This window comes from Streptomyces sp. NPDC053076 (assembly GCF_044546845.1).
In the GTDB taxonomy this organism is placed as follows: domain Bacteria; phylum Actinomycetota; class Actinomycetes; order Streptomycetales; family Streptomycetaceae; genus Streptomyces.
The window spans coordinates 101,466-128,097 of the sequence record NZ_JBITZL010000009.1; the positions used below are offsets into that span (position 1 = coordinate 101,466).

At 73.1% G+C, this 26,632-nt stretch carries 19 protein-coding genes; 2 read left to right on the forward strand and 17 right to left on the reverse strand.

From position 1 onward, the window contains the following. Positions 1-82 precede the first annotated feature (82 nt). Together ACIGYR_RS31300 and ACIGYR_RS31305 are read right to left on the reverse strand one after the other, a co-directional pair. Positions 83-1,009 (reverse strand): alpha/beta fold hydrolase, encoded by a 927-nt coding sequence (locus ACIGYR_RS31300; protein WP_399606173.1) that lies wholly within the window; start codon positions 1,007-1,009, stop codon positions 83-85. A gap of 276 nt (positions 1,010-1,285) precedes the next feature. Then, positions 1,286-1,978 carry a metal-dependent transcriptional regulator gene (locus tag ACIGYR_RS31305; protein ID WP_391846687.1) on the reverse strand — a complete coding sequence of 231 codons (693 nt, stop codon included), beginning with the start codon at positions 1,976-1,978 and terminating at the stop codon, positions 1,286-1,288. Positions 1,979-2,172: 194 nt separating this feature from the next. Here ACIGYR_RS31305 and ACIGYR_RS31310 point away from each other — a divergent pair, with 194 nt between their 5' ends. Continuing rightward, positions 2,173-2,928 (forward strand): SIS domain-containing protein, encoded by a 756-nt coding sequence (locus ACIGYR_RS31310; RefSeq protein WP_391846685.1) that lies wholly within the window; start codon positions 2,173-2,175, stop codon positions 2,926-2,928. 39 nt (positions 2,929-2,967) lie between these two features. Here the strand turns inward: ACIGYR_RS31310 and ACIGYR_RS31315 are convergent, their stop codons facing one another. Together ACIGYR_RS31315 and pdxH are read right to left on the reverse strand one after the other, a co-directional pair. Beyond that, a complete protein-coding gene (locus ACIGYR_RS31315) occupies positions 2,968-4,380 on the reverse strand; it encodes a PAS domain-containing protein (RefSeq protein ID WP_399606169.1) in 1,413 nt (470 codons plus the stop codon). Between the two features lie 493 nt (positions 4,381-4,873). Then, complete coding sequence (pdxH, locus tag ACIGYR_RS31320; RefSeq protein WP_399606166.1) at positions 4,874-5,560, reverse strand: pyridoxamine 5'-phosphate oxidase; 687 nt, start codon at positions 5,558-5,560, stop codon at positions 4,874-4,876. A 178-nt stretch (positions 5,561-5,738) separates the two neighbouring features. Between pdxH and ACIGYR_RS31325 the strand changes: the two genes are divergently transcribed. Then, positions 5,739-6,839, forward strand: coding sequence for a citrate synthase 2 (locus tag ACIGYR_RS31325; RefSeq protein WP_399606164.1), 1,101 nt, complete (start codon positions 5,739-5,741; stop codon positions 6,837-6,839). Between the two features lie 306 nt (positions 6,840-7,145). Here ACIGYR_RS31325 and ACIGYR_RS31330 read toward each other — a convergent pair whose 3' ends face one another. From ACIGYR_RS31330 to ACIGYR_RS31390, 13 genes are all read right to left on the reverse strand, one after another. Beyond that, positions 7,146-8,171: an isopenicillin N synthase family dioxygenase gene (locus ACIGYR_RS31330; RefSeq protein ID WP_391846677.1), complete on the reverse strand. Its 1,026-nt coding sequence runs from the start codon at positions 8,169-8,171 to the stop codon at positions 7,146-7,148. A 506-nt stretch (positions 8,172-8,677) separates the two neighbouring features. Next, entirely contained in the window at positions 8,678-9,283 is a 606-nt protein-coding gene (locus ACIGYR_RS31335; RefSeq protein ID WP_399606160.1) for a TetR/AcrR family transcriptional regulator, read from the reverse strand. Continuing rightward, positions 9,271-10,005: an enoyl-CoA hydratase family protein gene (locus ACIGYR_RS31340; protein WP_399606157.1), complete on the reverse strand. Its 735-nt coding sequence runs from the start codon at positions 10,003-10,005 to the stop codon at positions 9,271-9,273. The genes ACIGYR_RS31335 and ACIGYR_RS31340 overlap by 13 nt, the downstream gene beginning before the upstream one ends. Beyond that, positions 10,002-11,570 carry a 4-coumarate--CoA ligase family protein gene (locus ACIGYR_RS31345; protein WP_399606154.1) on the reverse strand — a complete coding sequence of 523 codons (1,569 nt, stop codon included), beginning with the start codon at positions 11,568-11,570 and terminating at the stop codon, positions 10,002-10,004. Before ACIGYR_RS31345 ends, ACIGYR_RS31340 begins: the two co-directional genes overlap by 4 nt. Positions 11,571-11,591: 21 nt before the next feature. Continuing rightward, positions 11,592-12,752 (reverse strand): acyl-CoA dehydrogenase family protein, encoded by a 1,161-nt coding sequence (locus ACIGYR_RS31350; protein WP_399606152.1) that lies wholly within the window; start codon positions 12,750-12,752, stop codon positions 11,592-11,594. Between the two features lie 55 nt (positions 12,753-12,807). Further along, positions 12,808-14,655: a biotin carboxylase N-terminal domain-containing protein gene (locus ACIGYR_RS31355; protein ID WP_399606149.1), complete on the reverse strand. Its 1,848-nt coding sequence runs from the start codon at positions 14,653-14,655 to the stop codon at positions 12,808-12,810. Positions 14,656-14,663: 8 nt separating this feature from the next. Next, positions 14,664-16,262: an acyl-CoA carboxylase subunit beta gene (locus ACIGYR_RS31360; protein WP_399606145.1), complete on the reverse strand. Its 1,599-nt coding sequence runs from the start codon at positions 16,260-16,262 to the stop codon at positions 14,664-14,666. Further along, entirely contained in the window at positions 16,259-17,935 is a 1,677-nt protein-coding gene (locus tag ACIGYR_RS31365) for an acyclic terpene utilization AtuA family protein (RefSeq protein WP_399606143.1), read from the reverse strand. The genes ACIGYR_RS31360 and ACIGYR_RS31365 overlap by 4 nt, the downstream gene beginning before the upstream one ends. Further along, on the reverse strand, positions 17,932-18,726 hold the full coding sequence (locus ACIGYR_RS31370) for a TIGR03084 family metal-binding protein (protein WP_399606140.1): 795 nt from the start codon (positions 18,724-18,726) through the stop codon (positions 17,932-17,934). Before ACIGYR_RS31370 ends, ACIGYR_RS31365 begins: the two co-directional genes overlap by 4 nt. A gap of 298 nt (positions 18,727-19,024) precedes the next feature. Next, complete coding sequence (locus ACIGYR_RS31375; protein WP_399606137.1) at positions 19,025-20,227, reverse strand: polysaccharide pyruvyl transferase family protein; 1,203 nt, start codon at positions 20,225-20,227, stop codon at positions 19,025-19,027. A gap of 135 nt (positions 20,228-20,362) precedes the next feature. After that, on the reverse strand, positions 20,363-22,084 hold the full coding sequence (locus tag ACIGYR_RS31380) for an NAD-dependent malic enzyme (protein WP_399606134.1): 1,722 nt from the start codon (positions 22,082-22,084) through the stop codon (positions 20,363-20,365). Between the two features lie 216 nt (positions 22,085-22,300). After that, on the reverse strand, positions 22,301-23,266 hold the full coding sequence (locus ACIGYR_RS31385) for an EamA family transporter (protein ID WP_399606131.1): 966 nt from the start codon (positions 23,264-23,266) through the stop codon (positions 22,301-22,303). Positions 23,267-23,414: 148 nt separating this feature from the next. Then, the gene (locus tag ACIGYR_RS31390) at positions 23,415-26,537 is read right to left on the reverse strand and encodes an FAD-binding and (Fe-S)-binding domain-containing protein (protein ID WP_399606129.1); all 3,123 of its coding nucleotides are present in this window, start codon (positions 26,535-26,537) and stop codon (positions 23,415-23,417) included. Between the last annotated feature and the right edge of the window lie 95 nt (positions 26,538-26,632).

The following is a 26,632-nucleotide window of genomic DNA, read 5'->3' on the forward strand; positions in this document are numbered from 1 at the left end:
AGAGGCGCGGGGAACCGCGCGAGAAACCCGCCGCGCGCCCGCGTCGGCCGACGAACCCGCAAACCGGCAGACGCCCAGGCCCTCACTCCCCGGGCAGCGCCCAATCCCCGGGCAGCGCCTCAAGAAACGGTGAGACAGCCCCCTGCCAGGCCGCCGGCAGGTCATAGTGCGCGAGGTGCCCCGCGTCGGGAATCTCCGCGTACCGGCCCCGCGGCAGCACCCGCACCATCTCCTGCGCCTCCGCCCGCCCCAGCTCACCGTCCACGCCACGCACCACCAGCGTCGGGCACCGCACCTGGGCCAGCTCCTCCCAGTGGGCGTCATAGACCCATGTCTCACGGGAGCTGAGCATCTGCTCGGGTTCGAACACGGGCCGCCAGCCGTCCTCGCACTCGTGCATCACCTCGGCGTAGAACGCCCCGCGCGCCGGGCTGGGCCGCTCCACCCAGGGGTCGTCCTCGCCGAACCACTTGCGGACGTCGGCCAGGCTGGCGAAGGGGACGGGCCAGGAGCGGAACCAGTCGGCCCACTCGCGCTGCGAGGCCGCGCCGAGCGCGGAGGCCCGCATGTCGCAGATGATCAGGCCACGCACCAGGTCGGGGCGCTTGGCGGCGAGCTGCCAGGCGGTCAGCGCCCCCATGGCGTGGCCGATGAGGAGGGCGGGGCCGAGACCGAGCTGTTCGACGGCGGCCTCGGCGTCCTCGACGTAGGCATCGCGGGTGTACGCGGCCCGCGCGGGCTTGTCACTCCGGCCGTGGCCGCGCTGGTCGAGCGCCACGGCGCGGTGGCGTCCGGCGAGCCAGCGGGCGGTGGCCGCCCAGTGGGAGGCACGGCCCATCAGGCCGTGCAGTAACAGCACGCCCGGGGCGTCGGCCTCCGCCTGCTGCGCCGGGGCGCCCGGCCCCCCTCGCGGAGGGGCAGGTTCCGCCTCCGGTTTCGGAGGCTCGGCGAACTCCCAGGCGGCCAGGCGTACCCCGCCCGCTCCCGTCACATCGATACGCCGTGCCATCGACCTGGCACCCCCCAGCCTCCGCCTGTCCCGTCGTCCAGCTGCCTCAGATTATCGAATACCCATTCGAAGATTCCGTATCTGCGGACAACACCCCTCATTCGAGTGACACCCAGCAGGGCATGATCGCCGCAGCCGAGGGGATCTCTTCTGGCGGGAGGCGGACCGCTCGGGGAAAAGCCGGTCCGAGGGGGATGACCCTGGGAGCTCGGGGCTCCGGGTCAGCACAGGGGAGGACAGGCCCCGGCGCCACACGGCGCCGGGGCCCTCTCCGTCTCAGCGCTTGGCGACGAACACGTGCGAGGCGATGTCCGCCTGCAGCTCGGCCGCCTCGCCACCGCTGCCCACCAGCACACCGCCGGGCGACTCCGTCACGCTCACGACCGAACCGGGCTGCACGCCCGCCCGCCGCAGCGTGTACATCAGCTGCGCGTCCGTCTGGATCGGCTCGCCGATACGACGGACGACGACCGTCTTGCCGTCCGCCCCCGCGTCCAGGTCGGCCAGCGAGACCATGCCCTCGTCCAGGAACGGATCCGCCCCGTCCTTCTCGCCCAGCTCCTCCAGACCCGGGATGGGATTGCCGTACGGCGACTCGGTGGGGTGCCGCAGCAGCTCCAGCACGCGCCGCTCCACGGCCTCGCTCATCACGTGCTCCCACCGGCACGCCTCCGCGTGCACCTGCTCCCACTCCAGCCCGATCACGTCCACGAGCAGACACTCGGCCAGGCGGTGCTTGCGCATCACGCGCGTCGCCAGCCGGCGCCCCTCGTCCGTGAACTCCAGGTGCCGGTCGCTGGCCACGGACACCAGACCGTCGCGCTCCATCCGCGCCACCGTCTGGCTCACCGTCGGCCCGCTCTGGTCCAGCCGCTCCGCGATGCGAGCACGCATGGGGACGACGCCTTCCTCTTCGAGCTCGAGGATGGTGCGGAGATACATCTCCGTGGTGTCGATCAGTCCGGACATACGTGCCCCTCGATTACCTCTGCCGGCCGCCCGGCCGGCGTGCGCTGGCCCTGACATCAATTCTGCCGGATCCCACTGACAAGCGGGCGGTACCGGGAAAACGCAGACCGCACCAGTGGTACGGGCCGTATTGACACCGTACTGGTCCAGACCGCACCGTGATCCGCGACACAGACGCTGCGAAGGGGCACCGCATGAGCGACGGCACGCCTGCCGACCTGTTCTTCGACGCCGCCATCGGCCTGCTGCACCGGGTCCGCGACGAGGAGGCCGAAGCCATCACCGCGGCCGGCACCCTGCTCGCCGACACCGTCACCGCCGGCGGCCGCCTGTTCGCCTTCGGCGCCGGACACTCCTCGCTGGCCGCCCAGGACGTCGTCTACCGCGCCGGCGGCCTGGCCCTGATGAACCTGCTCGCCGTCCCCGGCGTCGTCGGCGTCGACGTCACCCCGGCCACCCTCGGCTCCGCCCTGGAACGCGTGGACGGCCTCGCGAGCGCCGTCCTGGACACCTCACCGCTCCGCGCCGGCGACGCCCTGGTGATCATCTCCCTCTCCGGCCGCAACGCCCTCCCCGTCGAGATGGCCCTGCACGCCCGCACCCTCGGCGTACACGTCATCGGCGTGACCTCCGTGGCGTACGCCGCCGAGACGAAGTCCCGGCACACCACCGGCACCTTCCTCAAGGACCACTGCGACATCGTCCTCGACTCGAAGATCGCCGTCGGCGACGCGGAACTCACCCTGGACACCATCCCGGCGCCCTTCGCCCCCGCCTCCACGGTCGTCACCACCGCCCTGCTCCAGGCCGTCATGGCGACCACCGCCGCCACCCTCGCCGACCGCGGCATCGAGCCGCCTCTGCTGCGCTCCGGCAATGTCGACGGCGGACACGAGTGGAACGGCCGGGTCATGACGGAGTACGGCGACCGGATCTTCTACGGCCACTGACGCACCACCACTGACACGCCGCCACGACCGGACCGGGCCCTACGGGACCTGGTCCCCCGGCCGCCCCCGCATCGCCTCACCGAGGTCCAGGGACGCCGCGATCCGCAGGGCGACGTCCTCCGCGTAGGCCGTGTCGGACCGTTCGAAGCGGTTGCGGCCGGCACCGCGCAGGAAGGTCACCACACCCAGCGTCCGCCCCCGGCTGCGCAGCACCGCGCACAGCGCGTGCACCGCGTCGCTGGGCCACTGCCGCTCCAGCGCCCACTCCCGCGCCCGCTCGGCCGGGACGGACCCGGCGTCCGCGCGCACGCTCCCGGCCCGCTGCACGCACTGCAACGCCGGATGCCCTTCCTCGTAGCGCGCGGGCAGCCCGGCCGCACCCGTGAGCAGGCTCGGTCCCGGCGCCCCCGCGGGCGTGGCCACGAGCCGTACCAGCCGGACCGGGCCCGAGGCCGCGTCGCCCTCCGCGTGCGGGCCGCCCGCCACCCCGTCGATGAGCGCGTGGTCGGCGAAGCCGGCGAGCGCGAAATCGAGATGAACGGTGGCCGCCTCCACCGGGTCCTCACACTCGGCGGCGGCCCGGGCCGCGCGATGCAGCTGATTCGTCCGGAACCGCAGCAGGGACGCCTCCTGCTGCCCCTGCCTCGCCTCCGTGACGTCCAGGAACAGCCAGCCGACACCGAGCGGCACCGGCTCCTCCGCGAGCGGCGAGGCCAGCCGCAGGAACCCGCTCCGCCAGCAGCGCCGCGTCTCGCCCTCCGGCGTCCGCACGGCCACCCACATCTCGGCCGGCGCGGGCGGGGCCCCCTCGGCCAGGACATGCGTCAGGGCGGCCTCCAGCTCCTCCGCGCCCTGCGTCAGCAGCTCACCCAGCGGCCGGCCCAGCGCCGACGTACGCCCCACGCCCAGCGCCCGCGCCGCGTACGCGTTCATGACGGCCGGCCGCAGATCGGCGTCGACGAGCACGACACCCCAGGCCGCGTCCTCGAACAGCGCCTCGCTCAGCGCGATCGACCGCTCCAGATCGATCTGCGCGTGCACCTCGCTGAACGCGCAGTACAGCCCGGCGGGCTTCCCCTCGGGCCCGCGCACGGCGGCGGACTGGGTCCGTACCAGCACCCGCCCGCCGTCCTTGGTCACCAGCGCGAACTCGTGCACCTGCCGCCCCGGCGCGTGCATCGCCGACATCAGCCGGGCCTGCACCTCCTCGGCGTCGGCGCTGCGCACCGCCCACCCGGCGAACCCGTGCCGCCCCACGGCCTCGGCGGCCGTCCACCCGAGGATCCGCTCGGCCTCCCGGTTCCAGTGCGTCACCACGCCGTCGGCGTCGAAGGCGCACAGGGCCGCGTCCATCCCGTCGAGCAGAGCGGCGAGCAGGTCGGAGCCTCCCGGCTCCTCGGGCTCGTCCGGTCCCAGCTCGTCGGTGGTCCCACTCCGCCGCGAAGCACTCACCTGGACCCCCTGGAGGCTGCATCCGCGCACGTGAACACGGCGCTCGGTTCGCTAATTGGCCCTTATTCAACTGGAACGTGACACAGCCCACATCCTGTTCCCGCAAGATGGCATGGATCAATGCCACGGCCCCCGGAAAACAGGCGGCTCGAAAAAACAGTTGAGCGCCTCCCGGACCCTTCTTAGGGTGTCGGTACACGAGAAGGGAGGTGGTTCGGCAGATGTATGGAAACCGGACGCGTGAGGTGACTGCGGGCTAGCGCCCGTCACCACACCATGTGCGGTGCCGGATCAGCGTGTGCGAGCACGCAGCCGGCCCAGTCTCAAGCAGTCACCCGACCCGCGGGCTGCCGGTACGTCCGGCCGGCTCCTCCCTGGAGGAACCCAGCCCGCGGGTCGTCTGCGTTGTGCGGGCCCGGAGGTCTGGAGGTCTGTGTGGGCCCGGAGGTCTGTGTGGGCCCGGAGGTCAGGGGCCAGGCGGTGGGCCCGGAGGTCAGGGGCTGAGGCGTTCGACCTTCCAGACGCCGTTCGGCTGGGCGACGTAGCGCAGGCGGTCGTGGAGCCGGTTGTGGCGGCCCTGCCAGAACTCGATCGTCTCGGGGACGACGCGGAAGCCGCCCCACTGCGGCGGGACCGGGACCTGTTCGTCCTCGGGGTAGCGCGCCTCGAGTTCGGCGTACGCCGCGTCCAGTTCGGTGCGGGAGGCGATCACCGTGGACTGGGCGCTGGCCCAGGCGCCCAGCTGGGAGCCGTGCGGGCGGCTGCGGAAGTAGGCGGCGGTCTCGTCGCGGCCGGTGCGCCGGGCGCTGCCGGTGACGATGATCTGGCGGGCCAGCGGGTGCCAGGGGAAGAGCAGCGAGACGTTCGGGTTCTCCGCGAGGTCGCGGGCCTTGCGGGAGTCGTAGTTGGTGTAGAAGACGAAACCGTCGGTGTCGAACTGCTTCATCAGGACCGTGCGTGAGCTGGGGCGGCCCGTCACGTCCACCGTGGAGACGACCATCGCGTTGGGTTCGTAGAGCGTGCCGTGCAGGGTCGCGCGGGCGGCGTCCTCGAACCAGCGGGCGAACTGGTCCATCGGATGGGTGGCGAGGTCCTCTTCGGCGAGCCCGTCGGCCCGGTACTGCTTGCGCATGGCGGCGGGGTCGAGGACGGGGTCCGGAAGCGGGTCGCGGTCGGTCACGCGGTCATCTTGCCGTATCGAACGGGTATGGCACTCAGTGTCGAGTGGTCTCCCCAAGCGCGGCACCGGGAGTTATCGTGCTGGTCCCCCCTTGCGGTTGGGTTGACCATGGGTGACCGCCGGCGGATCGGGGCATCACCGGGAAGACCGCCGCCCACACATCACTAGGAGCCGCCTGATGTCCGATTTCGTACCCGGGCTCGAAGGTGTCGTCGCGTTCGAGACGGAGATCGCCGAACCGGACAAGGAGGGCGGTGCCCTGCGCTACCGGGGCGTCGACATCGAGGACCTGGTCGGGCAGGTCTCGTTCGGGAACGTGTGGGGGCTGCTCGTCGACGGCGCCTTCAATCCCGGTCTGCCGCCCGCCGAGCCGTTCCCGATCCCGGTGCACTCCGGCGACATCCGCGTGGACGTGCAGTCTGCGCTCGCCATGCTGGCCCCGGTGTGGGGGCTGCGGCCCCTGCTCGACATCGACGAGGGGCAGGCTCGGGACGATCTGGCACGGGCCGCCGTCATGGCCCTGTCGTACGTCGCCCAGTCGGCGCGCGGGCAGGGGTCGCCGATGGTGCCGCAGCGGGAGATCGACAAGGCGAACTCGGTGGTGGAGCGGTTCATGATCCGCTGGCGGGGCGAGCCGGATCCGAAGCATGTGGCGGCCGTGGACGCCTACTGGACGTCCGCCGCCGAGCACGGGATGAACGCGTCCACGTTCACGGCGCGGGTCATCGCCTCCACGGGGGCGGATGTCGCCGCGGCGCTGTCGGGTGCGGTGGGCGCGATGTCCGGGCCGCTGCACGGCGGTGCGCCGTCCCGGGTGCTCGGGATGATCGAGGAGATCGAGCGCACGGGGGACGCGGAGGCGTACGTCCGGCAGGCGCTGGACCGGGGTGAGCGGCTGATGGGGTTCGGGCACCGGGTGTACCGGGCCGAGGATCCGCGGGCCCGGGTGCTGCGGCGTACGGCTCGGGAGCTGGGGGCGCCGCGGTTCGAGGTGGCCGAGGCGTTGGAGAAGGCGGCGCTGGAGGAGTTGCACAACCGTCGGCCGGATCGGGTGCTCGCCACCAACGTGGAGTTCTGGGCCGCGATCATGCTCGACTTCGCCGAGGTGCCGGCGCACATGTTCACGTCGATGTTCACGTGTGCGCGGACCGCCGGGTGGTCGGCGCACATTCTGGAGCAGAAGCGGACCGGGAGGCTGGTGCGGCCCTCTGCCCGGTATGTGGGGCCGGGGGCGCGGCGGCCTCAGGACATCGAAGGGTATGCGGATATCGCCCACTGAGCGGGGCGGGGCGGGTGCGGGTGCGGGTGTCTGGGGCGCGCGTCGGCGGCTGCGGGTCGGTTGTGGGTGTCGCCCACTGAGCGGGGGCCGGGGGCGCGCGTCGGCGGCTGCGGGTCGGTTGTGGCTGGTCGCGCAGTTCCCCGCGCCCCTGAAAGACAGGCGCTTCGCGCCCCGTCTTTCAGGCGGCCCCGTCTTTCGCGGCACCCTGTCTTTCAGGCGGCACCCTGTCTTTCAGGCGGCGCCTGTCCTTCGCGCGGCGTTCTGTCCTTCGCGCGGCGTTCTGTCCTTCGCGCGGCGTTCTGTCCTTCACGCGGCGGCGAGCAAGTCCTCGTGGTGTCGTTCCGCCACCAGCGGGTGGGCTCTGAGTTTGCCCTTGAGTTCGTTGTAGCCGTATTCGGCGTACAGGGGGTTCGACGGGTCCGTGGTGATGCCGGGGGCCTGTGACGCGTGCGGGAAGGGCAGTGGGTCCACCTTCGCGTCCAGGCGCGGGTTGTAGAAGAACGGGACCGAGAAGCGCTCGGTGGCGCCGGGCGGGCTGACGACCCGGTGGTTCGTGGCCAGCAGGTATCCGTTGGTCGCCACTTCCAGCAGTTCGCCGAGGTTGACGACGAAGGCGCCTTCGATGGGCGGTACGTCGTGGAAGCGGCCGTCCTCGCGCTGGACCTGGAGGCCGCCGACCGTGTCCTGCAGGAGGAGGGTGAGGAAGCCGTAGTCCTTGTGGGCGCCGACGCCCTGGTCGGTGCCGTCGGCCGCGCTGCCGGGGTAGCGGACGAGCTTGAGGTGCGGGTGGGCGTGGTCGCCGAAGACCGGGTCGTAGAAGTCGGCGGGGGCGCCGATGGCGGTCAGGAGTTCACGCAGGAGGCGCTGGGCGACCGTGCTGAGCCTGTCGATCCAGGCGAGGGCGGCCGTGCGGAGTTCGGGGAGGGCGGCCGGCCACTGGTTGGGGCCTTGCAGCCACCAGTACGGGGGTTCGCCGGGCCTGGGGATCCGGGCGGGGCGTTCGGCGCCTATGTCGAGCTGGTCGCGCCAGTCACGGGCGCCGCCGGTGCGTTCGTCGCCGGTGCGGGTGTAGCCGCGGAAGTGCGGGGAGCCGATGTTGTCCAGGGCGAGCCGGTCGGCCTCCGGGAGGGCGAAGAAGGCGCGCATGGCGGTGAGCAGCGCGTCGGTCTCGGCCGGGGTGACGCCGTGTCCGACGAGTTGGAAGAAGCCGACGTCGTGGGCGGCGCTGTGCAGTTGGGCGTGGAGCAGTGCGCGTGCCTGGGGCCCGTGGTCGGCGGCCGAGAGGTCGATGATCGGGAGCTGGTGGTACGACGTCGCTGTGTGCGTGGTCATGGGGTGCGTCCGCAGGGTGTACGGGGCACGGGTGGCCGCCGAGGGTGTGGCGGCCCCCGGTGCCGGAAAAGGGAAGAAAAGGGAGATACAGGGGGCTGGGTCAGGCGGAGAAGCGCCGACAGCCCATGCTCGTGACGCGCACGTAGTCCACGTGGCGGCGTCGGACGAGCATCGGAAGCATGGGGCAAGGGTACTGCGGGCCACGGGAAGCGCCTGTGACCTGCTTCACAGGTGGGGCCCCGGATCGACGGGAGATACGCCAGGCCGTTGCCGCCCCAGGGTCGGGTCTCGGCGTCGGCGGGACGTGCGGGTGCCGGGAGGGACCGTCGCCGGGCGGCTGTCGGCGTCGGCGGGACGTGCGGGTGCCGGGAGGGACCGTCGCCGGGCGGCTGTCGGCGTCGGCGGGACGTGCGTTGCCGGGCGGGGCCGTCGCCGGGCGGCTGTCGGCGTCGGCGGGAGGTGCGGGTGCCGGGGGGTGCGGGTGCCGGGGGGCGCGTTGCCGGGGGTCAGTCGAGGGCGTTGTCCAGCAGCGTCGCCCATTGGGCGACGACGCGTTCGCGGCGGGCGGTGTCGTCGGTGAGGAGGTTGGCGAGGCCCAGGCCGCGGGCCATGTCCAGGAGTCCCTGGACCGATTCGCGGACACCGGGGCGGGATTCGTCGGCGCCGAGGAGGTCGACGGCGATGCGATGGGTCTCGCGGCCGACGCGGGCCTCGAGTTCGGTCACGCGCGGACGCAGCGGGTCCTCGTCCGAGGCGGCGACCCACAGGTGCAGGGCGGCGCGGAAGAGGGGGCCGGTGTAGAGGTCGACGAGGGCGGCGACGACGGCGCGGCGGTCGGCGGCGCCTTCGGGGAACAAGGCCCGCAGGGCGAGGGAGCGTTCTTCGGAGACGTACTCGACGGCCGCGGTGAAGAGGTCTTCCCGGGTCGGGAAGTGGTGCTGGGCGGCACCGCGGGAGACGCCGGCGCGTTCGGCGACGACGGCGACGGTGGAGCCCGCCCAGCCGTGTTCGGCGAGGCAGGCCACGGCGGCTTCCAGGAGCCGCTGCCGGGTGGCCCGGCTGCGGTCCTGCTTGGGAACGCGCTCGCGTTCGGTCGTACTCACACCACCCATGCCGCCTCACGTCTTTCCAGGAAGGCCGTCATCCCCTCCCGGGCCTGGTCGGAGGAGAACAGCCGGGCCGAGAGGGCGGTCAGGTCCGCCGCGTCCCGGTCGAATGTCTCCAGCACCCTAGCCGTGAGCAGCCGTTTCGTCTCGGCCAGGGCCTGCGGGGCGCAGCGGCGCAGGCCGTCGAGGACGGGGGCGAGGGCTTCGTCCACGTCGTCGGCGGTCGCCGTCAGCAGTCCCAGGCGTACGGCCTCGGCCGGGCCGAAGCGTTCGCCGGTGAGGTAGTAGCGGGCGAGGGTACGGGGGTCGGTGCGCGGGATGAGCGGGAGGGAGATCACCGCGGGGGCGACTCCGATGCGGACCTCGGTGAAGGCGAAGGTGGCCGTGGTGGCCGCGGCGGTGATGTCGCAGGCGGCGAGCAGGCCGAGGCCGCCGGCGCGGACGTGTCCGGTGATGCGGGCGATGACGGGTCTGGGCAGTTCGACGATCTGCCGGAGCAGGGCCACCAGGGCGTCCGGGTCGGGTGGGTCACGCAGGTCGGCGCCGGCGCAGAAGGTGGTGCCGGTGTGGGTGAGGACGACGGCGCGTACGCCGGGGTCCTCGCCGCAGTCGGTGAGCGCGGCGGCGAGTTCGCCGACGAGGGCCGCCGAGAGGGCGTTGCGGGTGTCGGCGGCGTCCAGGCTGAGGGTTTCCACGGCACGCGCGCGCGTGCGGCTGATCGAGGTCACGTCAGCTCCCGGAGTTCCCGGCGCAGGATCTTGCCGGAGGCCGCGCGGGGGACGGTGTCGACGAAGGTGAGCCGGCGGACGCGTTTGTAGGGTGCGACGCGTTCGGCGACGTACAGCAGGATGTCGTTCTCGGTCGGGCCGTCGGCGGACGGGTGGCGGACGACGAAGGCGTGCGGGACCTCGTTGCCGTTCTCGTCGTCGGTGCCGATGACGGCGGCGTCGGCGATGCCCGGGTGGGTGAGCAGGAGTGCCTCCAGTTCGGCGGGGGCCACCTGGAAGCCCTTGTACTTGATGAGTTCCTTCACCCGGTCCACGACGAACAGCCAGCCGTCGGCGTCGACGTGTCCGACGTCCCCGGTGTGCAGCCAGCCGTCGGTGTCGATCATGTCGGCGGTGGCGTCGGGGCGGCCGAGGTAGCCCTTCATCACCTGGGGGCCGCGGATCAGTATCTCGCCGGCTTCGGCGGTGCCGAGGTCCTTGCCGGGGTCGTCCAGGGAGACGATCCGCATCTCGGTGCCGGCGATGAGCTTGCCGACCGTGCCGGCGGGGGCGTCGTGCAGGCGGTCGAGGGGGACGACGTGGGTGCCGGGGGAGAGTTCCGTCATGCCGTACGCCTGACCGATCGGGGGCAGGCCGAGCCGCTGGGAGCAGGCGCGGGCGAGTTGGGCGTCCAGCGGGGCGGCGGCGCTGATGACGTACGTGAGGGAGGAGAGGTCGTAGCGGGTCACGGCCGGGTGCTTGGCGAGGGCGAGGACGATCGGCGGGGCGACGTACAGGCCGGTGATGCGGTGGTTCTCGATGGCGGCGAGGAAGGTCTCCAGCTCGAAGCGCGGCAGGACGACGACGGTGGCGCCGTGTCTCAGGGGCGCGTTCATCAGGGCGGTGAGGCCGTAGATGTGGAAGAACGGCAGGACGGCGAGGATGCGGTCGCCGGGGCCGGCCGGGACGGCGGGTTCCAGCTGGGCGAGGTTGGTGGCGATCTGCCGGTGGGTGAGCATGACGCCCTTGGGGAGGCCGGTGGTGCCGGAGGAGTACGGCAGTGCGGCGATGTCCTGGGCGGGGTCGATGTCGATCACCGGTTCGGGGCCGCCGGAGGCGAGCAGGTCGATCAGCGAGCGGTGCCCGGGCGCGCTGTCGCACAGGAGTATCTCCCGTATGCCGCCGGCGATTTCGGCGGCCCGGCGGGCGGTTCCCAGCAGCGGGGACACGGTGATGATCCAGCGGGCCGCGCTGTCGCGGAGCTGCCCCGCGAACTCCTCGGCGGTGGCGAGCGGGTGCACGGTGGTGACGGCGGCACCCGCGCGCGTGGCCGCGTAGAAGGCGGTCGGGAAGACGATCGTGTTGGGGCTGTGCAGGGCGAGGACGTCGCCCTTGCGGACGCCCGCGGCGGCGAGGGCGGCGGCGATGCGCCGGTGGAACCGGTCCACCTGCTCGTACGTGAGGGTGGTGCCGTCCGTGCCGTCGATGAGGGCCGGCTGGTCGCCGAAGGCGGCGGCGCGGCCGAGGACGGCCTCGTGGATGGGGAGTTCTACGGGCGGGACGTCTGCGTACTCGCTGCGGAACACGGTTCCTCCATGACGGTCGCCTCAGTACGACTTGGGCAGACCCAGGGTCTGGTGGGAGACGTAGTTGAGAATCATCTCCCGGCTCACCGGTGCTATACGGGCCACGCGTGCGGCCGTTATCAGCGAGGCGAGTCCGAATTCGCGCGTGAGCCCGTTGCCGCCGAGGGTGTGCACGGCCTGGTCGACGGCCTGCACGCAGGCTTCGCCCGCCGCGTACTTGGCCATGTTGGCGGCCTCGCCCGCGCCGATGTCGTCGCCGCGGTCGTAGAGGTGGGCCGCCTTCTGCATCATCAGCCGGGCCAGTTCCAGGTCGATGTGGGCCTGTGCCAGGGGGTGTGCGATGGCCTGGTGGGCGCCGATGGGGGTCTTCCAGACGGTGCGGTCGCGGGCGTACTCGATGGCTTTGGCGAGCGCGTAGCGGCCCATGCCGATGGCGAACGCGGCCGTCATGATCCGTTCGGGGTTCAGTCCGGCGAACAGCTGGAGCAGACCGGCGTCCTCGTCACCGACGAGCGCGTCGGCGGGCAGCCGTACGTCGTCCAGGGTCAGCTCGAACTGCTTCTCGGCGGCTTTGAGTTCCATGTCGATGGGACGCTTCTGGAAGCCCTCGGCGTCCGTCGGGACGATGAACAGGCAGGGCTTGAGGTTGCCGGTGCGGGCGTCCTCCGTGCGGCCGACGATCAGGACGGCGTCGGCTATGTCGACACCGGAGATGAACACCTTGCGGCCGGTGAGGAGCCAGTCGGTGCCGTCCCGGCGGGCCGTGGTGGTGATGCGGTGGCTGTTGGATCCGGCGTCAGGTTCGGTGATGCCGAAGGCCATGAGGCGGGTGCCGTCGGCGATCCCGGGGAGCCAGGCCCGTTTCTGGGCGTCCGTGCCGAAGCGGGAGATCACCGTGCCGCAGATGGCCGGGGAGACCACCAGCATGAGCAGGGGTGAGCCTGCCGCGCCCAGTTCCTCCAGGACGATGGAGAGTTCGGTGATGCCGCCGCCTCCGCCGCCGTGTTCCTCCGGGAGGTTCACGCCGAGGTAGCCGAGCTTGCCCGCCTCGGACCAGAGTTCGGCGGGCGGCTTGCCCTCGGCGACGGTGCGGACGAGGTAGTCGCGGCCGTAGCGTCTGCCGAGGGCGGCGACAGCGGACCGCAGGGCCTGGTGTTCTTCGGATTCGATGTGCGTGGTCATGCGAGTCCTCCGAGTGCGGCTTGTGTGTGGTTGCTCGCGCAGTTCCCCGCGCCCCTCAGGTCGGTTGCACCACCGCCAGCAGAAGGCCCGGCTCCACCTGCTGCCCCGGCCTGGCGTGCAGGGCGGTGAGCGTGCCCGCGGCGGGCGCCGAGATCCGGTGCTGCATCTTCATCGCCTCCAGCCAGATCAGGGGCTGGCCGGCCTCGACGGTCGCGCCCTCCGTGAGGCCCTCGGCGACGCGTACGACCGTCCCGGGCATCGGCGCTAGCAGGGAACCCGGAGCGGCCTGGGCCGTCGGGTCGGGGAAGCGGGGCAGGGCGGTGAGGGTGGTGCGGTTGACGAAGACCTGATCGCCGTGGCGGGAGACGGTGAACCTCCGGCGCACTCCGTCGGCTTCGAGGACGACCAGGTGCGCGTCGGCGTGGACGACCCGTACCCCGTCCGCTGTCAGTCCCTGCCGGGTGTGCCGGTAGCGCACCTCGTGCTCCTCGCCGCCCGTCGCGTACCGCTTGACCTGCGGCTGGGACGGGACGTTGCGCCAGCCGCCGAAGCGGGAGCGGCCGTGGGCGTCGGCGAGGGCCGCGGCCAGGGGGGCGAGGGGGTCGGCGGCGGGCTCGGTGAGTTCGGTGAGGTGGCTGTCGTAGAAACCGGTGTCCATGCGGGCGGCCGTGAACTCTGCGTGCCGCAGGGAGCGCACGAGCAGGTCCCGGTTGGTGGCGGGGCCGTGGATCGCGGCGGCCTCCAGCGCGCCCGCGAGCTTGCGGATCGCCTCCGCGCGCGTGGGGGCGTGGGCGACGACCTTGGCGAGCATCGCGTCGTAGTGGACGCCGATGGTGTCGCCGTCGGTGTAGCCGGTGTCCAGGCGGACGCCGGACGGTACGGCGAGGCGGTGCAGGGTGCCGGCCTGGGGGGCCCAGTCGCGGGCGGGGTCCTCGGCGTAGAGGCGGGCCTCGATCGCGTGGCCACGCGCGCACGGCGGTTCGCTCGCCAGGGCGTGGCCCTCCGCGACGCGGATCTGTTCGGCGACGAGGTCGAGGCCGAACACCGCCTCCGTGACGGGGTGTTCGACCTGGAGCCGGGTGTTCATCTCCAGGAAGTGGGCGCGGCCGTCGGCGACCAGGAACTCGACCGTGCCGGCGCCGACGTAGGAGACGGCGCGGGCGGCACGCACGGACAGCGCCCGCAGCTCCTTGGCGAGTCCCTCGCCGAGGCCGGGCGCCGGTGCCTCCTCGATGACCTTCTGGTGGCGGCGCTGGAGGGAGCAGTCGCGGGTGCCGAGCGGCCAGACGGTGCCGTGGGTGTCGGCGAGGATCTGCACCTCCACGTGGCGGCCGTGCTCGAGGTACGGCTCCACGAAGACCTCGCCGTCGCCGAAGGCGCTCGCGGCCTCGGCGCGTGCGCTCTCCAGCGCGGCCGGCAACTCCTCCAGGCGGCGCACGATCCGCATGCCGCGGCCCCCGCCGCCCGCCGCCGCCTTCACCAGGACCGGCAGGACGGCCTCGGTGACCTCGGCCGCGTCCAGGGGTGCGAGGCCCATCAGCCGCTTGGCGCGGGTCTTGGACGCCATGGCTTCGATGGCCTGAGGGGGCGGGCCGATCCAGATCAGGCCGGCGTCCACGACCGCGCGGGCGAAGTCGGCGTTCTCGGAGAGGAAGCCGTAGCCGGGGTGTACGGCGTCGGCGCCGGCCGCCAGGGCCGCCGTCACGATCAGGTCGCCGCGCAGATACGTCTCGGCGGGTGCCGCGCCCGGCAGCCGTACCGCCGTGTCGGCCACGCGCGCGTGGAGCGCGTCCGCGTCGGCGTCGGAGTGCACCGCGACCGTCCGGATCCCCAACTCACGGCAGGTGCGGAAGACACGGCAGGCGATCTCACCGCGGTTGGCGACGAGCACACTGGAAATCACGTGATCCCTCACATCCGGAAGACGCCGAAGCCGCCGCGCGCGCCCTCGTAGGGCGCGGTGTGCAGGGCGGACAGGCACAGGCCGAGCACGGTGCGGGTGTCGCGCGGGTCGATGACGCCGTCGTCGTACAGCCGCCCGGACAGGAACATGGGCAGCGACTCGGACTCGATCTGCTGCTCCACCATGGTGCGCAGGGCCGCGTCCGCGTCCTCGTCGTACGGCTGCCCCTTCGCCGCCGCCGACTGCCGGGCGACGATCGACAGCACGCCGGCGAGCTGCTGCGGGCCCATGACGGCGGACTTGGCGCTGGGCCAGGTGAACAGGAAGCGCGGGTCGTAGGCCCGCCCGCACATGCCGTAGTGCCCGGCGCCGTACGACGCGCCCATGAGGACCGACAGGTGCGGGACCCGGCTGTTGCTGACCGCGTTGATCATCATCGCGCCGTGCTTGATGATGCCGCCCTGCTCGTACTCCTTGCCGACCATGTAGCCGGTGGTGTTGTGCAGGAAGAGCAGCGGGATGTCGCGCTGGTTGGCGAGCTGGATGAACTGGGCGGCCTTCTGGGACTCGGGGCTGAACAGCACGCCCTGGGCGTTGGCCAGGATGCCGACCGGCCAGCCGTGGAGGGCTGCCCAGCCGGTGACCAGGCTGGTGCCGTACAGCGGCTTGAACTCGTCGAAGTCGGAGCCGTCCACGATCCGGGCGATCACCTCGCGCGGGTCGAACGGGATCTTCAGGTCGCCCGGGACGATGCCCAGCAGCTCCTCGGGGTCGTACCTGGGCGGCTCGGCCGGGCCGGGGTCGGGGTGGGCCTTGCGGTGGCCCAGGCGGGCGACGACCCGGCGGGCCTGGCGCAGCGCGTCCGGCTCGTCCAGCGCGAAGTGGTCGGCGAGGCCGGACACGCGCGCGTGCATCTCGGCGCCGCCGAGGGACTCGTCGTCGCTCTCCTCGCCGGTCGCCATCTTCACCAGCGGCGGGCCGCCGAGGAACACCTTCGCCCGCTCCTTGACCATGATCACGTGGTCGGACATGCCGGGGACGTAGGCGCCGCCGGCGGTGGAGTTGCCGAAGACGACGGCGATGGTCGGGATGCCGGCGGCGGACAGCCGGGTGATGTCCCGGAAGATGGCGCCGCCCGGGATGAAGATCTCCTTCTGGGACGGCAGGTCGGCGCCCCCCGACTCCACCAGGCTGATGCAGGGCAGCCGGTTGGCCAGAGCGATGTCGTTCGCGCGCAGGGCCTTCTTCAGGCTCCACGGGTTGCTGGCGCCGCCGCGCACGGTCGGGTCGTTGGCGGTGATCAGGCACTCCACGCCCTCGACCACACCGATGCCGGTGACCAGGGAGGCGCCGACGGGGTAGTCGCTGCCCCAGGCGGCCAGCGGGGACAGTTCCAGGAAGGGCGTGTCGGGGTCGAGGAGCAGCTCGATGCGCTCGCGGGCGAGCAGCTTGCCGCGCCCCCGGTGCCGGGCGACGTACTTCTCGCCGCCGCCCGCGAGCGCCTTGGCGTGCTCGGCCTCCAGATCGGCGAGCTTGGCGAGCATGGCCTCGCGGTGGGTCCGGTAGTCGGGGCCGGTGGGATCGAGAGCGGTCTGCAGAACCGTCACAGCAGGGTCTCCGGGATGTCCAGGTGGCGGGAGCGCAGCCATTCGCCGAGGGCCTTGGCCTGCGGGTCGAAGCGGTGCTGGGCGGCGACGCCGGCGCCGAGGATGCCCTCGACGACGAAGTTCAGGGCCCGCAGGTTCGGCAGGAGGTGCCGGGTGACCGGCAGGTCCCGGCTCTCCGGTATCAGCTGCCGGAATGCTTCGGTGGTCAGCTCGTGCGCGAGCCAGCGCCACGCGTCGTCGGTACGGGCCCACACCCCCACATTGGCGTTCCCGCCCTTGTCCCCGCTGCGCGCCCCGGCGACCAGGCCGAGCGGCGCGCGACGGGTCGTGCCGGGCGGCAGGGGCTCGGGCAGGGACGGGTGCCGCACCTCGCTCAACGGCTGCGTGTCCTCGGGTGGCGGCACCGGGATCCGGCGTCCGTCGTGGAGGACGGCCACCTGGTCCACGGCGCCCTGGGAGACGTACACCTCCTCGAAGACCCCGTAGGGGGCGCCCTTCCCCGGCGGGGACAGCACATGGAAGCCCGGGTAACTGGCCAGCGCCAGCTCGACGGCCGCCCCGCTCAGCGCCCGCCCGACGACCCGCTCGTCCGCGTCCCGTACGACGAGCCGCAGCAGGGCGCTGGCCGTCTCCTCGGTGTCGGCGTCGGCCCGGTCGGTGCGGACGAGATCCCACCGCACCTCGGCGGGCGGCGTCTTGGCGAGGGAGTCGGTGAGCTGCGCCCGCACGAGGCGGGCCTTGGCCTCGATGTCGAGTCCGGTGAGGACGAAGACGACCTCGTTGCGGAACCCCCCGAGCCGGTTGAGGCCGACTTTCAGGGCCGGCGGCGGCGCCTCGCCCCGCACCCCGTCGATCCGCACCCGGTCCGGCCCGTCCTGGCTCAGCCGTACGGTGTCCAACCGGGCGGTGACGTCGGGCCCGGCGTACCGGCCGCCTCCGGTCTCGTAGAGCAGCTGGGCGGTGACCGTGCCGACGTCGACCAGGCCGCCGGTACCGGGGTGCTTGGTGATGACGCTGCTGCCGTCGGCGTGGATCTCGGCGAGCGGGAAGCCGGGCCGGCGTACGTCGCCCTCACCGAAGAACGCGTAGTTCCCGCCGGTGGCCTGCGCGCCGCACTCCAGCACGTGCCCGGCGACGACGGCGCCCGCCAGCCGGTCGTGCTCCCCCGGCCGCCAGCCGAAGTGGGCGGCGGCTGGCCCGGTGACGAGGGCCGCGTCCGTCACGCGCCCGGTGACGACGATGTCCGCGCCGGCCCGCAGGCACTCGGCGATGCCGAAGCCGCCGAGGTAGGCGTGGGCGGCGAGGGTGCCGGGGTGGCGGCCGGCGAGGTCGTCGCCCTCGACATGGGCGACCCGGACGGGCAGTCCGAGCCGGCCGGCCAAGTCCCGCACGGCTGCCGCCAGTCCGGCCGGATTGAGCCCGCCCGCGTTGGTGACGATCTTCACCCCGCGCTCATGGGCGAGGCCGAGGCAGTCCTCCAGCTGGCGCAGGAAGGTGCGGGCGTATCCGGCGGAGGGGTCCTTCAGCCGGTCCCGGCCGAGGATCAGCATGGTCAGTTCGGCGAGATAGTCGCCGGTGAGGACGTCGACCTCGCCGCCGGTGAGCATCTCGCGCAGGGCGTCGAAGCGGTCGCCGTAGAAGCCGGAGAAGTTGCCTGTGCGGAGCGGCTTCACCGGCCGGTTCCGTTCGGCGCGCGGCCCGCGCCGGGCGGCCCCGCGAAAGCCTGGGCGATGTCCAGCCAGCGGTCGGCGTCCGGGCCGAGGGCGGTGAGGGCGAGGTCGGCGCGGTGGGCCCGCCGGGTCACCAGGAGGCAGAAGTCGAGGGCGGGGCCGGTGACGCGCTGCGTGGCCTCCGCGGGTCCGTGGACCCACAACGCGCCTGACGGCGCGGTCAGCTCCAGCCGGAACTCTTCGCCGGGCGGGGTGAGTCCGTGGACGGTGTAGGCGAAGTCACGGGTACGGAAGCCCAGGCGGACCACATGCCCCAGCCGGTCGGTGGGTGGGCGCACCACACCCAGCGCGTCGGCGATGTCCAGGCCGTGGGCCCAGGTCTCCATCAGTCGGGCCGTGGCCATCGAGGCGGCGGACATGGGCGGGCCGTACCAGGGGAAGCGGGCACCGGCCGGTGCGGTGCGCAGTGCCTGTTCGAGAGCGGCGCGTCCCGTTCGCCAGGTCGAGAGCAGTTCGGCGGGCGGGAGTCGAGCGCCTTCGTGCGCACCCTCGTCCACGAAAGAGCCGGGGGCGGTGAGCGCCTTCTCGACCAGCGTGTGGAAGGCGTCCGCGTCGGTGACCGCCAGCAGCGCCGAGCGGTCGGTCCAGGCGAGGTGTGCGATCTGGTGGGCGAGGGTCCAGCCGGGGGCGGGAGTCCGGAGCGTCCACTGCTCCGGGCTCAACTCGGCCACCAGCCGGTCGAGTTCGTCGCTCTCGGCACGCAGGTCGTCGATGACGGGCGTCGGGTCGGCCATGAGGGGAGCATGTCAGCGAGGGCGGAAACAATCAAGCACGCTTGCATGAATTTGTTCCGGGTGTGGGCGCGCTCTCTCGCTCCGGGTGACAGGCCCATGCCTTTCAAGCCCCCGACGCCCGCCCCGCCGCCACCCCCGACGCCCGTCTCACTGCTGCCCCGCCGCCTCGCCCCGCCGCCTCGCCCCGCCCCGCTGCCGCGGCCGGGGCGTGGCCGGGGCGTGGCCGGGACGCGGTCGGCGCGGTCGGGGCGGTCGGGGCGGTCGGGGCGTGGTCGGTCTTCGAGGCGGCGGGGAAGGGCTAACGCAGCAGCGACGTCAGGGTCTGGGTGAAGGCGGTCGCCGAGTAGTCGGCGTGGTCGCGGATGCGTGCCGCGACGGCGTCCGCTCCGCCGCCTTCCACCAGGTGGGCGAAGAGATCGGCCCGGCGTTCGTACGCCTGCGGGGTGTCCGTCAGGGTGGACAGGTAGAAGTCCGTCGCGTCGTACGCCATGTGGAACACGTGCTTCTTGACGTCGCTCAGTGTCAGGTAGTCGTCGTCGGTCGTCGGCCTCGGTTCCGGCGCGCCGACGCAGACCACCGGGGTGCCGGCGCCCCAGGCGTTGACACACAGGTGGTAGGTGTCCGTGATGACCAGGCGGTAGCGGGGCAGGACCTTCACCAGGTCGCCGACGGTGCGGTCACCCGGGCGGGTCGGGATGTGGCCGACCCGCGCCGGGACGTCCCGGTCGAACCACGGCAGCCACTCCAGGGGCGCGCCGAAACGGTCGGACAGGCGCTGGCAGAACGCGGGCAGCCACTCGGGGATCGGGGTGCGGGCGCCGAGGAACACGCCGATCGCTCCGCCCTCCGGGACGTCCTCGGACCACCGTGTGCTCGGGAGGTGGTCGAGGTCGCCCGGGCGGGACAGCAGTGCCGCGTCCGAACCGAAGTGGTCCGTCGTACGGTCCCCGCGCAGGTGCGCGAGCTTGGCCGCCGAGAGCGGGTCGCGCACCCAGACCCGGTGCCCGCGTGTCATCAGGCGCGAGAACAGGGGGCCGTACTCCTTGTCCTCGTAGTCGGACTGCGTGTTGTGCAGGATCGTGCCGCCGTAGCTGAGGGTGCGGGCGAGGAGTTCGTCCGGCTGGTCCGCCAGCAGCAGGGTGCGGTTGAGCAGGGCGCGGGCGGCGTCGCGGTCCGCGGCGATGCCGAAGTCGAGCAGGCGGTTCGTCGCGTCCTGGGCCAGATAGTGCCGGGTGTGGAGGAAGTCGCCCCAGAAGACGACCGCGTCGTGGTCGCGGAGGGTGTCGAGGTGCTCGGTCAGCGGCTGGAAGCGGAAGGGGAGGTCGGTGGTCCGCACACCCGCGCGCAGGGGCACGGTCTCCGGCAGGTGGAGGGTGTACCAGCTCGCGTCGATCTCACTGCCCGTACGCCGTCGCAGGGACTCGAAGGCCAGGTCGACTGTCAGCATTCCCGTGTTGCGGTAGCCGATGTTGGGTGCGGTGATGACGGCGACGCGTGCCATGTGCTCGTTTGTCCCCTAGCTGTCTCCGGCGCCTCGACGTGTGGCGCGGACCATCACCGCCAACGTACACAGCAATGCCGGTCAGGGGGCGGGCCGCCCCCTGACCGGCCGGAACGTGTGGCTCGATCTGGCCGGTCAGACCGCTTCCACCGGCGGGTACACCGGCTCCCAGCGCGCCGCGCGCACCGCCGACTCGGCGTCGCCGACGTCGGCGCGGGCGACGCCCTCCTCCATCGCCGTGCGGGCGACCGCGACGGCGACCGCTTCCGAGGTGCCGCGCAGGTCGCGGATGGGCGGCAGGACCGGCGCGTTCAGCCGGGCGACGTCCGTGTCGTCCGTCCGGCGGGCCACGGCGTCGGCCGCCGCGCGGAGCATGCGGTCGGTGATCCGGGAAGCGCGGGCGACGATCGCGCCGAGGCCGAGGCCGGGGAAGACCAGGGCGTTGTTGGCCTGGCCGATCTCGTACGTCGTCCCGTCCCGCTCGACGGGCTCGAACGGGCTGCCGGTGGCCACCAGGGCCTTGCCGTCGGTCCAGTCGAGCAGGTCGGCGGGGGTGGCCTCGGCGAGGTCGGTGGGGTTGGACATGGGCAGGATGATCGGCCGCTCGGTGTGGCCGGCCATCTCGCGGACGATCTCCTCGGTGAAGGCGCCGCCCTGGCCGGAGGTGCCGATCAGGATGGTCGGGCGGACGCGGCGGACCACTTCGCCGAGGGGGATGCCGGGCAGGCTGTCGTCCCGCCGCCAGTCGTCGGCCTCGTCCGCCCGGCGGGCGTAGGGCGCCTGGAAGTCGCGGAGCCTGTCGCCCTGGTCGTCGGTGAGCAGGCCGTACCGGTCGACGCACCAGAAGCGGGCGGTGGCCTCGTCGCCGGACATCCCCTCGGCGACGAGCGCGTCCCGGAGCTGGTCGGCGACGCCGATGCCCGCCGTGCCGGCACCGAAGACGACGATCCGGTGTTCGCGCAGGGGCACCCCGGCGGCGCGCACGCCCGACAGGACGGCGGCGAGGTTGACGGCACCCGTGCCCTGGATGTCGTCGTTGAAGGTGCAGACCTGGTCGCGGTAGCGGTCGAGGATGCGGCGGGCGTTGGCCGTGCCGAAGTCCTCCCAGTGCAGCAGGGCGCCCGGGAAGAGCTTGGCCGCGGTGGTGACGTAGGCGTCGATGAAGGCGTCGTAGGTGTCGCGGCCGGCGCGGGGGTGCCGGTTGCCGAGGTAGAGGGGGTTGTCGAGGAGGTCCTGGCGGTTGGTGCCGACGTCGAGCATCACGGGGAGGGTGCGGCGGGGGTCGATGCCGGCGGCGGCGGTGTAGACGGCGAGCTTGCCGACGGCGATGTCGATGCCGCCGACGCCCCAGTCGCCGATGCCGAGGATGCCCTCGCCGTCGGTGGCCACGATCAGGTCGACGTCGTCCGCGCCGAGGCCGCTCGCGCGCAGGGAGCGCTCGATGTCCCCGGGGGCGTCCACGGAGAGGTAGATGCCGCGCGGGCGGCGGTACTCGTAGCTGTAGCGCTCGATGGCCGTGCCCACGGTGGGTGTGTAGACGATGGGCAGCATCTCCTCGAGGTGGTCGCCGACGAGCCGGTAGAACAGCGCCTCGTTGCGGTCGTGCAGATTGGTCAGGTTGACGCTCTTGGCCAGGTCGCTGGGCTGTTCCCGGTACTGCGCGTAGGCGCGCTCGGCCTGCTCGTCCTGGCTGAGCACGTGGGGCGGGATCAGACCGACGAGGTCCAGGGCGCGGCGTTCCGTCTCGGTGAACGCCGTACCGCGATTGATCCGGGGATCGGCGAGGACGGCCCGGCCACGGGCGGTGATCCTCACAGGACTCGGGGGACGGTGGGTCGCGTCACGCGCATCGGCCATGAGAACCGCCTTCCCGGTCCGGCTTCGCCCCCATCAGGAGTGTGCCGGAGCGGTACGGCATCCGCAGGCGGAGCGCCGGAGAGGTCCCCGGCCCACCGGGGGGGGATCCCGGGTGGGGCGCCGGGAGGGCTTCCGGCCCACCGGGGTCTTCCCGGGTGGGGCGCCGGAGGGGTTTCCGGCCCACCGGGGTCTTCCCGGGGCGGGTGGGGTGGGGCGTCAGGCTTCCGGGGCCGGTTCCACCCGGGCCTTGCCACGGCCCACCTGGCTGCGGACCGCGCCGATGCTGGCCGCGATGACCAGGGCGATGGCGGCTGCTTCCGTCGCCGACAGGGACTGGCCGAGGATCAGGAAGCCGGCCGTCGCCGCGATGGCCGGTTCGAGGCTCATCAGGATCGCGAACGTGGAGGCGGGCAGGCGGCGCAGGGCCAGGAGTTCGAGGGTGTAGGGAAGGACCGAGGAGAGCAGGGCCACCGCCGAGCCCAGGGCGATGGTGGTGGGGTTCAGCAGGCGGGTGCCCGCCGAGGCTATGCCGATCGGGAGGAAGAGGAGGGCCGCCACCGCCATGGCCAGGGCCAGGCCGTCCGCCTGGGGGAAGCGGCGGCCGGTACGGGCGCTGAAGATGATGTAGGCCGCCCACATGGCGCCCGCTCCCAGGGCGAAGGCGACACCTGTGGGATCCAGGTCGCCGAAGCCTCCGCCGCCGAGCAGGAAGACGCCCGCGAGGGCCAGGCCGGCCCAGAGCGCGTTGATCGCGCGCCGGGAGGCCAGGACGGACAGGGCCAGCGGCCCGAGGACTTCGAGGGTGACCGCCGGGCCCAGCGGGATGCGGGAGACCGCCTCGTAGAACAGGCCGTTCATCGCGCCCATGGCGATGCCGAAGACGACCACCGTGCCCCAGTCCGCGCGCGAGTGCCCGCGCAGACGGGGCCGGCAGACCAGAAGGAGGACGACCGCCGCCGCGAGGAGGCGCAGGGCCACCACGCCCGGCGCACCCGCCCGGGGCATCAGGGTCACCGCCAGGGCACCGCCGAACTGCACCGAGACACACCCGGCCAGCACCAGCCCGACGGGGCCGAGCGGGCCGAGGCGCTGTTGTCCTCCGGCGGGGGTGACCGGGCTCTGCGTGGTGGTGCTGGGTGTGGCGGTCACGGGCGGTCCTGGTCCTTGGTCAAATTCGTTCATCGAGATGTACTGTCAAGTCCAGGGTAATGGACTTCGACAGGTGCGTGAACCCTTTAAGCAACTGTCCCGGATGGTGGGATCACCGCTTCCAGGGCGGACAGTGCGCCGTGGAGGCCGGACGGAACCGCCACGCGCGCGTATTTCCCGGTCACTTCGCCGTACCGCCCTCCTCCAGCGCCTCCGCCAGCACCTCCGCCAGGTGCCGGCCCCGGATCCCGGCGAGCTGTTCCAGCTGGGTGCGGCAGGAGAAGCCGTCCGCCAGGATCACCGCGCCCTCGGGTGCCTGCCGTACCGAGGGCAGGAGTTGTTCCTCCGCGCAGGCCCGGGAGACGTCGAAGTGGCCTTTCTCGAATCCGAAGTTGCCCGCCAGGCCGCAGCAGCCTCCGCTCAGTTCGCCGGTGAGGCCGGCCGCGGTGCGCAGTCGGCGGTCGGGGGTGTCGCCGAGCACCGCGTGCTGATGGCAGTGGGTCTGGCCGGCGACCGGGCGGCCGACGGTGGGCGGGCTCCAGTGCGGGGCGTGCCGCTCCAGGGCTTCGGCGAACGTGCGGACCGCGGCGGCCAGCTGGGCGGCCCGCGGGTCGTCGGACAGGAGCTCCGGCAGGTCGGTGCGGAGGGCGGCGGCGCAGCTCGGTTCCAGGACGACGACGGGGACGCCGGCCCGCAGCACCGGTTCCATCAGGTCCAGGGTGCGGCGCAGCACCGCACGGGCGCGGTCGAGCTGGCCGGTGGAGATGTAGGTCAGGCCGCAGCAGACCCGGGCTCGGCGCACCGTGAGCAGTGCGGTCACCGCCCGTGTCCTGCCGTCGCCGATCGCCCCACGGCCCGGCAGCGGGCGGCCCGGCAGGGGACGGCCCGGCAGGGGACGGCCCGGCAGCGGGCGATCCGGCAGCAGGCGGCCCGGCATCGGACGGCCCGACAGCAGACGGCCCAGCAGGGGGCGACCCGGCAGCAGGCGGCTCAGCACCGGACGGCCGGGCAGCAGCGTGGGCGGGAGGGCCACCCGGAGGCCGGCCGCTTCCAGCACACGGACGGCGGCCCGGCCGACGGAAGGGGAGAGATGCTCGGTGAAGGTGTCCGGCCACAGGACGACCAGATCACCGGAGCCGCCCCGGCCCGGCCGGCTCCCGGCTCCTTGAGCCGGCGCGTCTCCGTCCGTCCGCGCAGGCCCCCGCCCGCTCCACCACCCGCTGAACGTCCGCGTGGCCAGGCGCGGGATCTTCCGCTCCGGCGCTATCCCGCCCAACCGTTTGCCGAGGCGGGCCAGCGGCCCCACTGCGGTGAGCGCGTTGACCACCGGGGCCAGGCGTGTGCGGGTGGTCCAGCGGAGCCACTCCGGCAGCCGGCCCATGCTGTGGTGGGCGGCGGGGCGGCGGCGGCCCGCGTAGTGGTGGTGCAGGAACTCGGCCTTGTAGGTGGCCATGTCCACGCCGACCGGGCAGTCCGAGCGGCAGCCCTTGCAGGACAGGCAGAGATCGAGGGCGTCCCGGACCTCCGTGGACCGCCAGCCGTCGGTGACCACCTCGCCCGCCAGCATCTCGTGCAGCAGCCGCGCCCGGCCGCGCGTGGAGTGCTCCTCCTCGCCCGTCGCCCGGAAGGAGGGACACATCACGGCGGGCCCGGCCGCCGTGGTCGTCCGGCACTTGGCGACGCCGACGCAGCGGCGGACGGCCGCGCCGAAATCACCGCCGTCCGCCGGGTAGCCGAAGGCCACGTCGACCGGGCGGCGGGGCAGGACGGAGAAGCGGAGGTTCTCGTCCAACCGCGCCGGGCGGACCAGCATGCCGGGGTTGAGCAGGTCGTCGGGGTCCCAGACCGCCTTGGCCCGCTCGAACAGCGCCACCGTCCGCGCGCCGTACATGCGGGGCAGCAGTTCCGCGCGGGCCTGACCGTCGCCGTGTTCCCCCGACAGCGAGCCGCCATGGGCCACCACCAGGTCGGCCAGCTCCTCGGAGAAGCGGCGGAAGCGGCCGACGCCGGCCTCGGTGAGCAGGTCGAAGTCGATGCGGACGTGGATGCACCCGTCGCCGAAGTGGCCGTACGGCGCGCCGCGCAGGCCGTGGGCCGACAGCAGGGCCCGGAAGTCGCGGAGGTAGCCGCCGAGCCGGGCCGGGGGCACCGCGCAGTCCTCCCAGCCGGGCCACGCCTCCGTGCCGTCCGGCATACGTGTCGCCGTGCCGCTCGCGTCCTCCCGGATACGCCACAGCGCGCGCCGGTCCGCCGTGTCGGTCACGACCAGCGCGTCCACGACATCGGCCGCGCGCACGATCTGCGCCGCCCGCGCCCGCGCCCCGGCCGCCGTCTCCCCGCCGGTCTCCACGAACAGCCAGGCACCTCCCGCGGGCAGCCCGGCCCCGGCCGGCACCAGGTCGGCGGCCATGCCCTCCACCGTGAGCGGCCGCAACGGCAGCAGGCCCACGGCGGCTTCGGCCGCGGCACTCTCGTCGGCGTACGCCAGTACGGCCAGGGCACGCGCGGGCGGGTCCGCCACCAGCCGGGTCACGGCTTCGGTGAGGATGCCGAGCGTGCCCTCGGAGCCGCAGAAGGAACGGGCGACGTCCGCGCCCTTCTCGGGCAGCAGCGCGTCCAGCGCGTAGCCGGAGATCCGGCGGGGCAGCTCCGGGAAGCCCGTGCGCAGCCGGGCAAGTTCCCCGTCCGCGAGCTCCCGCAGGCCGTCCGGGGCGCCCGCCCAGCCGGGGCCGAGCCGCAGCCGCTGTCCGCGCGCGGTGACGACGGACAGCTCCCGCACGCTGTCCGCGGTCGTGCCCCAGGCGACCGAGTGGGAGCCGCACGAGTTGTTGCCGATCATCCCGCCGAGCGTGCACCTGCTGTGCGTGGCGGGATCGGGACCGAACCGCAGTCCGTGCGGGGCGGCGGCCTCCTGGAGCCGGTCGAGGACGAGCCCGGGCTGCACGACGGCCGTACGGCTGCCCGGGTCCAGCTCCAGCAGGGCGGTCATGTGCCGGGTGAAGTCCAGCACCACACCGGTGCCGGTCGCCTGCCCGGCGATCGACGTGCCGCCACCGCGCGCCACCACCGGGACCCCGCGCGCCCGGCACACCTCCAGCACGGCGGCCACGTCGTCGGCGTCTGCGGGCGCCACGACCCCCAGCGGGACCCGCCGGTAGTTGGACGCGTCCATGGTGACCAGCGCCCGGGCGGTGACGTCGAAGCCGACCTCGCCCCGGACGGCCTTGCGCAGCGCTCCCGCGAGTTCGGCGACATCCGCGGCATCCGCGGCATCCGCCCGATCCACATCCGCACGATCCGTCATGGGTCCAGGATGCATCCGATCACGGACAGTCACCGCATGTTATCCACAGCCCCACGCTGATCGTCGTACAACATCACAAGTCCACGTCCCGGTGA

Excerpts from the sequence above, each read along its gene's own strand:
- ACIGYR_RS31300 (WP_399606173.1), bottom strand. The coding sequence starts at position 1,009 with ATGGCACGGCGTATCGATGTGACGGGAGCGGGCGGGGTACGCCTGGCC.
- ACIGYR_RS31305 (WP_391846687.1), bottom strand. The coding sequence starts at position 1,978 with ATGTCCGGACTGATCGACACCACGGAGATGTATCTCCGCACCATCCTC.
- ACIGYR_RS31310 (WP_391846685.1), top strand. The coding sequence starts at position 2,173 with ATGAGCGACGGCACGCCTGCCGACCTGTTCTTCGACGCCGCCATCGGC.
- ACIGYR_RS31325 (WP_399606164.1), top strand. The coding sequence starts at position 5,739 with ATGTCCGATTTCGTACCCGGGCTCGAAGGTGTCGTCGCGTTCGAGACG.
- ACIGYR_RS31330 (WP_391846677.1), bottom strand. The coding sequence starts at position 8,171 with ATGACCACGCACACAGCGACGTCGTACCACCAGCTCCCGATCATCGAC.
- ACIGYR_RS31335 (WP_399606160.1), bottom strand. The coding sequence starts at position 9,283 with ATGGGTGGTGTGAGTACGACCGAACGCGAGCGCGTTCCCAAGCAGGAC.
- ACIGYR_RS31350 (WP_399606152.1), bottom strand. The coding sequence starts at position 12,752 with ATGACCACGCACATCGAATCCGAAGAACACCAGGCCCTGCGGTCCGCT.
- ACIGYR_RS31370 (WP_399606140.1), bottom strand. The coding sequence starts at position 18,726 with ATGGCCGACCCGACGCCCGTCATCGACGACCTGCGTGCCGAGAGCGAC.
- ACIGYR_RS31375 (WP_399606137.1), bottom strand. The coding sequence starts at position 20,227 with ATGGCACGCGTCGCCGTCATCACCGCACCCAACATCGGCTACCGCAAC.
- ACIGYR_RS31380 (WP_399606134.1), bottom strand. The coding sequence starts at position 22,084 with ATGGCCGATGCGCGTGACGCGACCCACCGTCCCCCGAGTCCTGTGAGG.
- ACIGYR_RS31385 (WP_399606131.1), bottom strand. The coding sequence starts at position 23,266 with ATGAACGAATTTGACCAAGGACCAGGACCGCCCGTGACCGCCACACCC.
- ACIGYR_RS31390 (WP_399606129.1), bottom strand. The coding sequence starts at position 26,537 with ATGACGGATCGTGCGGATGTGGATCGGGCGGATGCCGCGGATGCCGCG.